Genomic DNA, 13241 nt, shown 5'->3' on the forward strand with positions numbered 1-13241 from the left:
GTACAATACAAATACATTTAAATTAAACCGTTCTTGGAAAAGGAACAAGAAATAATCCGCTGGAACGCTTATTATTCTTATCTATATTTTCATACCACTCTGCAACAAATAAATCTTCAATTTTTACACGCTTCTCTTTCAACTGTGTCTTAAGCCATTTCTTTGTTTTATTAATCTCTTTAAGATTTTCTTCAAGTATTTCACCATTTGTTACTAAAATAACAGACCTCTTACCTTCTTCTTTTTTAACAACAGAAAAATCACCATTCGTCTCTAATCGAACAAAATCTGCTTCATGTAAGCGACACCCTTTAATACTTAACATTGTCGCTAAATCATTTACACTGATCCCTAAACGCTTAATCTCATCAAGCTGAAAAACACCATCTACTATAAGTTTAGCATTTCCTCCTGCAATAAGCCGATGAAAAAATACTGAATATCGTGCAAAAAAATTAAAAGATGTAATTAAGATTTGCCAAATAAATAAAACAAGCAATAATTGGATACCACTAATATTTGGATTATAAATAACGCCTCCAATAATACCTCCCATAACAAAATTACTTACCAAATCAATTGGTGTAATTTGACTGAGACTACCACGACCTGTTGTCCTTAAAATAAACAAAAAAGCGATAAGACCCACAACTAGCTTAAGTGTGACATATCCATAACCGTATAATTCCATAAAATTCTCTCCTCATATTTATGAGAGCTACTCGAATATGGAAATGGAAATTAGAATTGTTTCATCTCCCACGTGGTTATACGCTCACCAGTCTGCGGATCCTTGCTATCTTTTAAAAAGATCCCCTCCACTGCAAGCTCATCACGAATTTTATCCGCAGCTGCCCACTCCTTATTATGGATAAGAGCAAGCCTTTCAGCAATACGCTGATCAATAAATTGTAAATTAAGATGTGTCTTGCCAATGAAGAGTGGACATTCTTTTTCCTTAACCAACTCCTGTCTCAATAACCCTAGAAAATCCATACCATGTGCAAGAGCTATAACATTGTGCTCTTTATAAAATTTCCGTAAAATAGTAATTGTATTTGAAGTATTAAGATCATTACTTAATGTTTTAATTAAAGAAGAATCAACAGTTTGATTATCTTCCAAACAGTATTTTTCACTACGAAGCAATTCATACCAGCGATACAACTCACTACTGGACTGTATTAAACGCTGCATTGTCCAATTTAAAGGCTCTCGATAATGCGTTTGTAACATCGAAAAACGTATAGATAAACCAGCCCAGATCTGTTTTACTTCAGCTGACAAAATATCTGCAAACTCAAAAAAATCATCCTCTAAGAGTGAACGAATAGTAATGAAATTCCCAAGACTTTTAGACATTTTTTTACCTTCAACTTGCAAAAAACCATTATGCATCCAAAAATTAGCCATCCGTTCTGTCCCAAAAACTGAACAACTTTGCGCAATTTCATTTTCATGATGAGGAAAAATCAAATCAATACCACCGCCGTGAATATCAAAAATATTTGCCGTCGGATCTTCACAAACAAAACCACCACCATAAGGAGATAACAACTTCGCCATCGACATTGCTGAACATTCAATATGCCAACCAGGACGACCTAAAACGGAAATTCCTGCTGGTGATGTCCAACCTGGTTCTCCTTGAGCAGAAGGTTTCCACAAAACAAAATCCATTTCCCCCCTTTTATAAGAAGCTACATCTATGCGTGCCCCTGCTCTCATTTCATCAAGTGATCGTCTTGCAAACATACCATAACGAGGGTTATCTCCCATACTACTGACAGAAAATAATATATGATTATCCGCTATATAAGCGTGGCCCTTTTCAAGAAGCCTTTCAATCAAAAACCGTATTTCCTCCAAATGATCCGTTGCGCGCGGTTGACTGGTCGGCGGCAAGCAACCAAGCGCCAATGTATCTTGCTGAAATTGATAAGATGTATGTTCTGTTAATTGATGAATAGCATCATTAAGTTCTAGATCGGGATACTGAAGAGCTGCTTTTACATTAATTTTATCATCCACATCGGTAATATTACGAACATATATAACATGGTTTTCACCGTAAACATGACGTAACAAACGAAATAAAACGTCAAAAACAATAACAGGACGAGCATTACCGATATGAGCGTAATCGTAAACTGTTGGACCGCAAACATAAAGGCGTACTTTAGTAGCATCGATTGGTATAAAATCTTCTTTTCTCCGTGTCAGCGTATTATAAAACCGCAACTCTCCCATCATCACACTCCATTAGTGATACTTCTTAGCCATTCCCTTAAAATTGTTTACATCAATGCATTAATAGCACTGTAATAGCACTGTTTGAAAAGAAATCTCGCCCTGTTGCATCTACTACTAACATCAATTTTTATATATAATAAAAAAATAGCAATAAATGCTCATTAACAAACATACTAACTATGCATACTCAAATAATTAAAATAAATCAAACTGTTGATTGTTTTGAATATCGGATAATTTAACTGTTTAATTTGGTAAAGATATAACCTAAAAAAATATTTGATAACATATAGGTTGTCTTGTTAACTTGATTTGAAATGAGATAAAATTCGAAACCGTCATACTAAGCTTATCATAAGGTCTATAACCTCATTTTTCTTGTAACGAGAACAATCAAGCCAGCACACAATACTAGCACGATTTACCATAACAGGAATACGATGATGAATGGCATATAAATATTGAAGCAAATGACCACGTAATAATTGCACCCGTATCAATCAGTAATACATCTGCACCATTCTAGATTTCCATAAACTCTGCAGAACCAATAAACCGATATCCTTAGGATGAATGAAATTGTGTCTTTTTCATACCATATTTTTTGCATTCAAAAAATCTAACTGATAATTAAAAGTCACTTTATTCGTTATGAGCAAATGTTAACTGCCATTATCTATTAGATAATAATTTTCATCAAAATAGAATTATGGACAAGAAATACTCTGTAATCTGGTGGAGAAAGAAAATTGATTGTATGAAAAAAAATAAATACCCTAAAATATTCAATTTTAACATTTTCATGATTATTTTCTTACGTCTATCATGCCCTAAATACTTACTGCACACCTATAGCGAATAAGAATGAGTGAACTATTTTGACTCTATTTATCAATATACAGTCCATAATAAAACTCCTCTATCCACTATTGAAATTCATAGAGATAATGTTAAAAGCGAGTAATAAAAATAATGAATAAGATATTGATAAATATATTTTTTTTAATTTTCTTCTTAATTCCAACACAAACTTTTGCACAACAATACCCATCTTATCATATCAAACTTTTACGATTAGTAGAAATTTTAGGATCTCTGCATTATCTACGTAATCTTTGTAGCCTTCCAACAAATCAATGGTATGATCACATGGTTGCATTAATTGAAGCAGAAAAACCAACTCCACAAATACGTGCTCACCTATATGAAACGTTTAATGCAGCTTACAGCGCTTTTTCAGAAAATTATCATCGTTGTACAGATTCAGCAATCGAAGCAGATCAAAGATATGTAAAAGAAGGTAATGCCTTATCCACAAGTTTACTTAAGCATTTCAATAATGAAAACTAGAAAAAAAGAGTAGTACTACGATAACGCTTCTATAAATTTAACAGGTTCACCTTGCGAAGGCGTAACAATTTCACCTTCCCACATAACCCGCCTACCACGAATAATCGTCCCCACAGGCCATCCTTTTACCTTTTTACCATCATAGGGTGTCCAACCAGCACGCGAACCAACTAATGCATTCGTAATAATTTCCTCACGTTTAAGGTCAACAATAGTCAAGTCAGCATCATATCCAACAGCAATACGTCCTTTACAACTTATACCAAAAACGCGATTAGGACCATGCGAAGTAAGATCAACAAAACGTTCAAGAGACATTTGCCCTGCATTAACATGAGTAAGCATGATTGCTGCTGTTGTCTGTACACCTGTTATCCCTGAAGGCGATGAGGGATAAGGCTCATGCTTCTCTTCAAGTGTATGTGGAGCATGATCAGAACCTAAAATATCGATAATACCTTGCTGAACTCCATACCAAAGACCTTCACGATGACGTTTTTCGCGAATAGGTGGATTCATCTGAATTAATGTACCAAACCGTTGATAATCATCAGCGCTCAAAGTAAGATGATGCTGAGTAACTTCAACTGTTGCTATGTCTTTATGCTCTTTCAAAAAATCAACTTCTTCCGCTGTAGAAAGATGTAATATATGAATACGTGCCCCTGTTTCACGTGCGATTTTAACTAAACGCTGTGTACATTGTAAAGCTGTAACCTCATCGCGCCAAACTGGATGTGATGACACATCCTCTGTAACACAAAAAGCTTTACGTTCTTTAAGCCGTGCTTCATCTTCAGAATGAAAAGCTGTGCGACGGCGTGTATTTTGCAAAATAAGACGTACACTTTTATCATCGTCCACGAGAAGATTACCTGTCGATGATCCCATAAACACTTTAATTCCAACAACACCAGGAAGTCTTTCCAACTCTGCTAACTCATAAATATTATCACGCGTTGCTCCGACCCAAAATGCATAATCACAGTGCATCCGATGATATCCACGTTTAACCTTATCATTCAAAGCCTCTTCCGATATCGTTAATGGATTGGTATTTGGCATTTCAAAGACTGCTGTAACTCCCCCTAAAACAGCAGAACGAGAACCGCTTTCCAGATCCTCCTTATATTCCTTACCCGGTTCACGAAAATGTACTTGGCTATCAATGATACCAGGCAAAATATGAAGTCCGGTACAGTCAATTAGCTCTCCACTAGATGCACGTGTGAGATCACCAATTTCAACAATACGACCATTCACAACACCAATATCGCGCTTGCTGATACCATCATGATTAACAAGCGTTGCGCCTTTAAAAATTGTATCAAATGTTTTAAACATAGCCATGCTCCTTGTATATAACCTCTCTATCGTTATGTAACTCGAAGCAGAAAGGCAAGAACCATGATTGAAAAACAGAATGCCATAAATTTAAAAAACCGTAAAATTATTAAAGTCATAGGTGAAGAAGCAACAAATTTTCTGCAAGCTCTTATTACTACAGATGTAACAAAAATAAACTCACGAGAGCTCTTTCCTGGTGCCCTATTATCCCCACAGGGGAAGGTTATCGCTGATTTTCTGATTGGTAAAATAGACCAAAACTACATGATTGATATTGTGGCTTCCCTAGCTGACGTTTTTCATAAGCGCCTCACCCTCTACAAACTCCATAAAAAAATAGAAATTACAGAACCATTACAAGAGGTTATAAATGTTTTTTGGAATAATGATTTAGATAATTTAAATTTTAATTTAAGTTTTGTAGATAAGCGCTTCCCAAAAAAGGAAAAAGTTATACGAACTTATGGAAAAATTCCTTTTCTTATTCCAGAATATAATACTTGTTGGGATCAAATGCGTATCCATTACGGGATAGCAGAAAGTGGTCAAGATTATGAAATAGGTAAAGTTTTACCCTATGATATTAATTATGATCAAATTCATGGACTTTTCTTCAACAAGGGATGCTATATTGGACAAGAGGTTATTTCACGAATGTATCATCGCAAAACAGCTCGCCGCCGTTTTTTAGTGGTTAAAAGCCAGGCTCCCTTAACCTCAGGCTCTACCATTAAAGCAGGTACAAAAATATTTAGTCAATTAGGAACATGCGTCAAAAATGAAGCTTTAGCCTTAATGCGTATTGACCATGTCAAAGAAGCTATTGATAAAAATCTTCAATTTACAGTAGATGATATTCCTGTAACTATTAATATTCCTGAAAATATGAATTTTACCTTCCCTGAAAACTCCGTAGAGGCTAACTAATGGCTAAAGCTGAATTATCACAAGATGGAACAACACGTGCGTGGCAAAGAATGCTTTCTGGTCGACGGCTCGATTTACTTAATCCTTCTCCTTTTGATATTGAAATTGAGGATATTGCCCACGGCCTAGCTCGCGTTGCACGTTGGAACGGACAAACAAAAGGAGAATATGCTTATTCTGTTGCACAACATTCACTTCTGGTTGAACAAATATTTCAGCAACTTTTCCCACAGTCCTCTAATGAAGAATGCCTCTTTGCTCTTCTTCACGATGCACCAGAATATGTTATTGGAGATATAATTTCACCTTTTAAAGCTGTGATAGGAAAATATTATGAGCGCGTAGAAAAACATATACAAGATATTATCCACATACGCTTTTCCTTACCTGTCAATCCGCCTCAACAGATCCTAAAAAAAATCAAACAAGCTGATCGCATCGCTGCTTTTTATGAAGCCACCACTCTTGCTGGTTTTAGTAGAGCAGAAGCTCTTCGTTATTTTGGTCATCCAGGTAATATTGGATCTGATGAACTCAATTTACAACCATGTTCCACACAACAAATTGAAAATGCCTTTTTAACTCGTTTTAACGACCTTGATGTTCAAAAGCCATATTCTGGTTGTTGATTTTTTTATCATAACTGAAAGAATATAAAATTTCTATCATACGGTCATTACCTTAGTGAAGCATTAAGATTCTATTGTATCTCTTCCTATGAATCCCTTCAAAAATTTCTTCATCCCTTTTGTAGAACTGCCGTTTTAAACTCAATTTATTTGAGCTTGTAAACCTCTGAATCAGCTGGAAAAACGCGTGATTTGACATCATTCGCATAATTCCTAATTGCTGTATCCATCGCCTGCTCGAAAATACCATAACGACGTACAAATTTAGGTATATAAGCACCATAACCTAACATATCTTCCATCACCAAAATCTGCCCATCACACTGATTGGAAGCACCAATACCAATAGTAGGAATAGAAAGTTTCTCTGTAAGTTTTATCGCTAATGGCTCTACCACCCCTTCCACAACAACAGAAAAAGCACCTGCCGCTTCAATTGCTGTAGCATCCGCTTCAATTTGTAACCAATCACTTTCATTACGTCCTTGCGTCTTAAAACCACCAAAACGATTCACCGCTTGCGGTGTGAGACCAATATGCGCCATAACTGGAATACCACGATTGCATAAAAAACTAATTGTTTCTGCCATATAAGTACCACCTTCAAGCTTCACCGCACCACATCCTGTTTCTGCAAGAATACGGGATGCATTAGCAAAAGCTTGCTCTGGACTTTGCTCATAAGAACCAAAAGGCATATCGACAACAACAAGAGCACGTTTAGAACTACGCACAACAGCTTGTCCATGTAAAATCATCATATCCATACTAACAGGAAGTGTTGTATCAAACCCATATATAACCATACCAACGCTGTCACCAACCAAAAGCACATCACAATGTGAATCAGCAATCCGAGCGCTATAAGCCTGATAAGCTGTTAAAGCAACAATCGGTTCTTGTTTTTTTCTCGAACGTATTTCAGAAGCAGTAATGCGCTTTATATCTTTATGAAGCCTCATTTTTTCAGCCTTTTTATTGTAATATATTGATCAATAAGTCTGACTTTACCAAAGCAAACGGTAAGCAATAAAACCGCAGGTTTGTTTAGTTCCTTTTTAATCGCACACAAAGTTTCCAGATCGCATAAATCTATTGCTTCAATCACAGCACGTGGTTCTTTTTGTAAAACAGAGCGAACAACTTCACACAATTTATCAACGGATCGTTCACCTTGCTCATAAAGCCTCTTAACAGCTTTAAGACTTTCAGGAATAATCCTTGCAGCTTTGCGATCTTCTAGTGTCAAAAGTTTGTTACGTGAAGAACTAACAACTCCATCTGCATCGCGTAAAATAGGTACACCGACAATTTCAACAGGAAAAGCCAAATCTTTAACCATACGACGGATAATCAAAAGCTGTTGAAAATCTTTTTCCCCAAAAAAAGCTTTATCTGGTTGAACAATATTAAAAAGCTTAGCAACAACACTGGTCACACCACAAAAATGTCCTGGACGTAATTTCCCCATCAAAATACGTGATAAGTTTTCTACTTCTACAATTGTTTCATTGCCTAACGGCCACATTTCTTCTATAGAAGGCGCAAAAACATACTCAACATTCTCCCTTTTCAATAAAGAGCAATCCCCTTCTAGATCTCTTGGATATACATTAAAATCCTCATGACGACCAAATTGTTTGGGATTAACAAATATAGAAACCACTACACGATCACACATTGACCGTGCCTGTTGTACCAATGCAAGATGGCCATTATGTAATGCCCCCATAGTCGGTACAAAACCAATTGATAGCCCTAAGCGCCTCTCCTCTCTGAGGTGTTGACGCAACCCAGCAATTGTTTTTAAAATTTGCATTTTATTTACTTTCACAAAATCAAAATGTTGATGCTTTCATACAAAATCGCCGTTCAAACAATTGTATCAAACTAACACGCAAAGACAACTGTTTTATACCTCTCGCTTCCCAAACATAGCGTGTTAAAAAAAAATTTGTCAGAATTAATCCTTTGCTTATATCATTAAAATCAACAGGATAAACACTTTTTTGTACAAGGAATTGTGGTAAAAGTAAAAGCTTATCTTTCCAAGGACGTCCTATTTCTTCACATACAGCACGTCCCGATTTTGGAGAAACATAATAAAGTTTTTCTTGACGGCCTGTTACAGCACAACAAGATAAATCAAGCCCAAAACCAAGTTCTTCAAGCAGTAGAAGCTCAAAACGTACAAGCAGTTCAGCATTTATAAATGGATCCTCAAAATTTTGCATAAAAAAATATAACATATCATACAAAACAGGATGAGAATCACGCTCAGGAAGAAGACGTAAATAAAAAGCCATCAATTGTAGAGAATAAAGCGCCTCTGGTAAAACGATCAATCTTGAAGCATGTAAATTAAGCGCTTCAAGCCTAAATAATCCTAAATGTTCATCTAAACGTGCCCACCATTCAGCTTCAACAAAATTTCCAGGCTGAAGAAGAGGAGCCATACGACGAGAACGTCCACCTTTTACAATTCCCATATAGCGACCATGCTGACGTGTCATAATTTCAAGAATAACACTTGTTTCACCATGTTGGCGTGTACCGAGAATAATAGCCTGTTCTTTCCACTTCATTGCATCAAAAAAAACCTAATCCCATTTCGCGATAACGCTCTGGGTTCGCATCCCAATTATCACGCACTTTTACAAATATAAAAAGATGAACTTTCTGTCCCAATATATCCATTAATTCCTTACGTGCTGCCTGACCGATAGCTTTAATGGTGCTACCTTTCGCTCCTAAAACAATTTTTTTCTGATTATCACGTTCTACATAAATGACTTGATTAATTTTAACTGAACCATTTGCACACTCTTCCCAATTTTCTGTTTCAACCGTTGATGAATAAGGAAGTTCTTGATGGAGACGAAGAAAAAGTTTTTCACGCGTAATTTCAGCAGCAAGCTGACGCATAGGCATGTCAGAAATTTGATCTTCTGGATAATACCATGGCCCTTCCTGCATAATTGTACTAAGATAATGCAGTAAATCCTTACACCCAGAACCATTTAAAGCTGAAATCATAAATGTCTGTAAAAAATTCACTCGTTCATTCACTTTAGCCGTTAATGCCAAGAGAGATGATTTAACAACCGTATCAATTTTATTCAAAACAAGAATTTTATCCTGCTCAATACTTTTTAAAATATCTAACATTGCATCAACTTCATCTGAAAAACCACTCTGAGCATCAATAAGAACGAGAAGAATATCAGCATTTTTCGCGCCACCCCAAGCAGCAGAAACCATAGCTCGCTCCAATCGCTTATGAGGACGAAAAACACCTGGTGTATCAATCAGAATAATTTGAGTCTTATCATAAATTACAATACCACGAACTAAAGTTCGCGTTGTTTGTACTTTATGCGTTACAATTGATACTTTTGTTCCAACTAACTGATTAACTAACGTTGACTTTCCAGCATTAGGCACACCAATGAGAGCAACAAAGCCTGAACGCGTTTTAATAAGATCATTCACGATTATGTTTCCCCTCTATTTCCATATACCTTCACGTCGCAAAATTCTTTCAGCAGCATCTCTCTCGGCTTGACGTTTAGAACTACCTCGCCCTATCTCAGGTGCATAACCACAAATACTTACCTCCACCATAAAAACCGGATCATGATCTGGACCATAACGCTGTACGACCTGGTAATGAGGTTGTGCACTATCTTGTGTATGAGCCCATTCCTGTAATTCTGTTTTAGCATCACGTCGACCAGCATTCATCTTCTTGGCTCGATCATGCCAATATCTTTGAATGACAGGACGAACGCTCTCTAAACCTCCGTCAAGATATATTACAGCAATTAAGGCTTCAATAACATCAGCATAAATATTAACTAACCGACGACCTTCTAAGTTTTTCATTTCACAACCAACATGAACCATATCGGGTAAACCCATTTCCAATGCAATATCGGCACATGTTTGTGCATTGACCAAGCCATTCAAACGTACGGATAATTCACCTTCACTTGCTTGTGGAAAAATTTGATAAAGCATTTCAGCAATCAAAAGCCCAAGAACTCGATCACCTAAAAACTCTAATCTTTCATAATTACCCTGCTCTGAACTTTGCACACTAGAATGTGTCAATGCTCTTTTTAATCTGTCTGCATCTTTAAAACTATGCCCTGTCAGCTTCTCTAGCTGATCAATAATTTGATGCTCCATCACAGAATTCCTACTTATTTATCAAGCGGAAAGTCACGAATAGTATGAATGAAAGAAAATAAACGATTCCAACGCACGTCAAATGGCCAACGCCAAATCTGCCACGCACTCGAACCATTACTAATAGAGAAAAAAATCAAATTAGCTCGACCAATAAGATTTTCATCTGGAACATATCCTACATTCAAACGGCTATCATCTGAATTATCACGATTATCACCCATCACAAAATAATGTCCTGGTGGAACCTCAAAAACCTTTGTATCATCAACCTGAGGGATAAAACCTAAATTAAGTGTATTGTAACTTACACCGTTAGACATTGTTTCGCGATAAACATCAACAGGATGATTAACCTCTGTCACATCAGGATCATCAATCTTTCCTATAAACTGACGTGAAACAGCTTCATCATTAATATAGAGAACACTTTGACGAACTTGAACACGATCACCGGGTAATCCAACAACACGTTTAATATAATCAATATCCGGATTGCTAGGTAAACGAAAAACCAAAACATCCCCACGCTTAGGCTGAGATGCCCAAATCCGTCCCGAAAAAATAGGAGGAGAAAAAGGTATAGAAAAACGAGAATACCCATATGCATATTTGGAAACGAAAAGATAATCTCCCACTAGCAAAGTAGGACGCATCGAACCAGAAGGAATAGTAAAAGGCTGAAAAAAAAGTGTACGAATAATTCCAGCCAAAAATAAAGCCTGAATTAAAACAGAAAAAAATTCAATAATTTCATTTTTTTTATCTTTTTTTTGCATTTTCTCTTCTTGTTTCATCCTGTACTACCTTTTTATAGATAAAACTTATTTTGCAATCATAATGTCCAAATAATAAAAGCACAATCTCTCATGGAATCTATCCACGTGGAAGTGCTTCTATAATAACAAATGCCTGCGCCCAAGGAAAATCATCTGTTATACTGAGATGAACCATCACCTTATGATGAGGAGGTAATAATTTTTTTAACTGTGCGTGTGCGCAATTCGTTAGCCTCATAGTCGGTTTGCCAGATGGTAAATTAACTACCCCCATATCTTTCCAATTAACACCACAAGCAATTCCTGTTCCTAAAGCTTTAGCGCACGCTTCTTTAGCAGCAAATCTTTTAGCATAGGAACTAGATCGCTGACAAAGACTTTCAGATTTTTCCTGTTCAACATCTGTAAAAATACGCTGAATAAAACGGTCACCATAGCGAACCAACATCCTCTCAATTCGCCTTATATCAACCATATCACTGCCAAGACCAATAATCATAAATATTACCTAAGCTTTTTTGCTTTGAATATCTTTCTCTTACCATCTTTTGATAGAGATTTTTTTTGAAAATGAATTATTATTCTGTAAATACCTATATAAGATAAACTACCAAAAATAATACCTAAAAATATTCCACCCACAAACATCGGCATCATAATCAAATTCCATGTTTCCCCAAAAAATAACCATGCTTGCGAAAACGTCAAACCATCTAACATATTGCGAATTTGTGAAAAAGAAATTTCACTTTCATGACCAAAGAACAGTAAAAATAGGCGACCGACTTTATAATCAGCCATGATGATAAGAAAAAATGTCAATGGATTAGAGAAAACAGTTCCGATAATTGCCGCAGCAAAATCGCCACGTAAAACCCAAGAAAAAAATATTGCTAAAATGATGTGCAATCCCAAAAGAGGTGAACAGGCTGCAAAAATACCAATAGAAAACCCCAGCGCCACTTTATGGGGCGTTGCTGATATACGTAAAATACGTTCACGCATACGATAAAATAAACCACACAGGCTAAGCTTACGTCGAACACACTTTCCAAAATTCTTCAATGTCTGATAATTAAAAAATATGTGGTTACTCATATATACCTTGTACACACTAAATAATGCTTATATTTTATGCTATTCAGATTTATTTCATCAAGTATTTTCGTAGAAAAATTAATAAAATTCAAATATTTCGGCTTCCTGGCTTAATCGCCGGAAGCACAGCAAGCTCAGGAGGCAAAGCATTAGCATCATAAGATGCAATTTCATACTCGGCAAGTGAAATGAGTGGGACTCCTACATTAACTTTACCACCAGACCGATCAAGAATACACGCACTCGCTACCACATTGGCTTTTGCTTCAACCAATGCTTCAATGGTCTCACGAATAGAAAGACCTGTTGTCATAATATCTTCAACAATAACAACCCGCGCATCTTTTTCAATTTCAAAGCGGCGTAATTGGAATATACCATTCACACGCTCTACCCAAATAGAGGGAACGCAAAGATGACGTGAAGTCTCGTACGAAGGAATGAGACCACCAATTGCAGGCCCAACTACATAGTCAATTTTTTCTTTCACATATTTCTTAATTTTTTGAGCCAAAGCATAACACAGCTTTTCGGTAAGATCAGCATGCATAAACACTTTTGCCTTTTGTAAATAAGTAGCACTATGACGACCTGATGTTAAAATAAAATGCCCTTCTAAAATAGCATCTGCTTGTTTGAAAATATTAATCACATCTTGTGTATTCAT

General features: G+C 36.3%; 16 protein-coding genes. 3 read left to right on the forward strand and 13 right to left on the reverse strand.

Annotated features, from left to right (window positions below):
- Positions 1 to 22 precede the first annotated feature (22 nt).
- The 3 genes from Bra60_RS03950 to Bra60_RS07145 all read right to left on the reverse strand — a co-directional run bounded on the left by Bra60_RS03950 (position 23) and on the right by Bra60_RS07145 (position 2744).
- On the reverse strand, positions 23 to 691 hold the full coding sequence (locus Bra60_RS03950) for a DUF421 domain-containing protein (protein WP_078673845.1): 669 nt from the start codon (positions 689 to 691) through the stop codon (positions 23 to 25).
- A gap of 50 nt (positions 692 to 741) precedes the next feature.
- The gene (cysS, locus tag Bra60_RS03955; RefSeq protein ID WP_078688682.1) at positions 742 to 2250 is read right to left on the reverse strand and encodes a cysteine--tRNA ligase; all 1509 of its coding nucleotides are present in this window, start codon (positions 2248 to 2250) and stop codon (positions 742 to 744) included.
- 341 nt (positions 2251 to 2591) lie between these two features.
- The gene (locus Bra60_RS07145) at positions 2592 to 2744 is read right to left on the reverse strand and encodes a hypothetical protein (protein WP_153300816.1); all 153 of its coding nucleotides are present in this window, start codon (positions 2742 to 2744) and stop codon (positions 2592 to 2594) included.
- Between the two features lie 481 nt (positions 2745 to 3225).
- Here Bra60_RS07145 and Bra60_RS03960 point away from each other — a divergent pair, with 481 nt between their 5' ends.
- Positions 3226 to 3603: a TIGR02301 family protein gene (locus tag Bra60_RS03960; RefSeq protein WP_078698090.1), complete on the forward strand. Its 378-nt coding sequence runs from the start codon at positions 3226 to 3228 to the stop codon at positions 3601 to 3603.
- A 15-nt stretch (positions 3604 to 3618) separates the two neighbouring features.
- Here Bra60_RS03960 and Bra60_RS03965 read toward each other — a convergent pair whose 3' ends face one another.
- The gene (locus Bra60_RS03965) at positions 3619 to 4947 is read right to left on the reverse strand and encodes a dihydroorotase (RefSeq protein ID WP_078688683.1); all 1329 of its coding nucleotides are present in this window, start codon (positions 4945 to 4947) and stop codon (positions 3619 to 3621) included.
- A 63-nt stretch (positions 4948 to 5010) separates the two neighbouring features.
- Between Bra60_RS03965 and ygfZ the strand changes: the two genes are divergently transcribed.
- Together ygfZ and Bra60_RS03975 are read left to right on the forward strand one after the other, a co-directional pair.
- Entirely contained in the window at positions 5011 to 5877 is an 867-nt protein-coding gene (gene ygfZ / locus Bra60_RS03970; RefSeq protein WP_035007229.1) for a CAF17-like 4Fe-4S cluster assembly/insertion protein YgfZ, read from the forward strand.
- Positions 5877 to 6506: a YfbR-like 5'-deoxynucleotidase gene (locus Bra60_RS03975; protein WP_035007228.1), complete on the forward strand. Its 630-nt coding sequence runs from the start codon at positions 5877 to 5879 to the stop codon at positions 6504 to 6506. Before ygfZ ends, Bra60_RS03975 begins: the two co-directional genes overlap by 1 nt.
- Before the next feature lie 146 nt (positions 6507 to 6652).
- On the opposite strand, the gene panB is transcribed toward Bra60_RS03975, so the two are convergent.
- The 9 genes from panB to pyrE all read right to left on the reverse strand — a co-directional run bounded on the left by panB (position 6653) and on the right by pyrE (position 13241).
- On the reverse strand, positions 6653 to 7468 hold the full coding sequence (gene panB, locus Bra60_RS03980) for a 3-methyl-2-oxobutanoate hydroxymethyltransferase (protein WP_078688684.1): 816 nt from the start codon (positions 7466 to 7468) through the stop codon (positions 6653 to 6655).
- Positions 7465 to 8325, reverse strand: coding sequence for a pantoate--beta-alanine ligase (gene panC, locus Bra60_RS03985; RefSeq protein ID WP_078688685.1), 861 nt, complete (start codon positions 8323 to 8325; stop codon positions 7465 to 7467). Before panC ends, panB begins: the two co-directional genes overlap by 4 nt.
- Before the next feature lie 19 nt (positions 8326 to 8344).
- Positions 8345 to 9091: a DNA repair protein RecO gene (gene recO, locus Bra60_RS03990; RefSeq protein WP_078688686.1), complete on the reverse strand. Its 747-nt coding sequence runs from the start codon at positions 9089 to 9091 to the stop codon at positions 8345 to 8347.
- 4 nt (positions 9092 to 9095) lie between these two features.
- Complete coding sequence (gene era / locus Bra60_RS03995; protein ID WP_078673850.1) at positions 9096 to 9998, reverse strand: GTPase Era; 903 nt, start codon at positions 9996 to 9998, stop codon at positions 9096 to 9098.
- A gap of 15 nt (positions 9999 to 10013) precedes the next feature.
- Positions 10014 to 10697, reverse strand: a complete 684-nt coding sequence (rnc, locus tag Bra60_RS04000; protein WP_078688687.1) for a ribonuclease III — start codon at positions 10695 to 10697, stop codon at positions 10014 to 10016.
- Between the two features lie 14 nt (positions 10698 to 10711).
- On the reverse strand, positions 10712 to 11494 hold the full coding sequence (lepB, locus tag Bra60_RS04005; RefSeq protein ID WP_078688688.1) for a signal peptidase I: 783 nt from the start codon (positions 11492 to 11494) through the stop codon (positions 10712 to 10714).
- Between the two features lie 79 nt (positions 11495 to 11573).
- Positions 11574 to 11975 carry a holo-ACP synthase gene (gene acpS, locus Bra60_RS04010; RefSeq protein WP_078688689.1) on the reverse strand — a complete coding sequence of 134 codons (402 nt, stop codon included), beginning with the start codon at positions 11973 to 11975 and terminating at the stop codon, positions 11574 to 11576.
- A gap of 5 nt (positions 11976 to 11980) precedes the next feature.
- Positions 11981 to 12574, reverse strand: coding sequence for a DUF2062 domain-containing protein (locus tag Bra60_RS04015; protein WP_078688690.1), 594 nt, complete (start codon positions 12572 to 12574; stop codon positions 11981 to 11983).
- An 88-nt stretch (positions 12575 to 12662) separates the two neighbouring features.
- Entirely contained in the window at positions 12663 to 13241 is a 579-nt protein-coding gene (pyrE, locus tag Bra60_RS04020) for an orotate phosphoribosyltransferase (RefSeq protein WP_078688691.1), read from the reverse strand.

The sequence above is a fragment of the Bartonella sp. Raccoon60 genome, assembly GCF_002022585.1.
GTDB lineage: Bacteria > Pseudomonadota > Alphaproteobacteria > Rhizobiales > Rhizobiaceae > Bartonella > Bartonella rochalimae.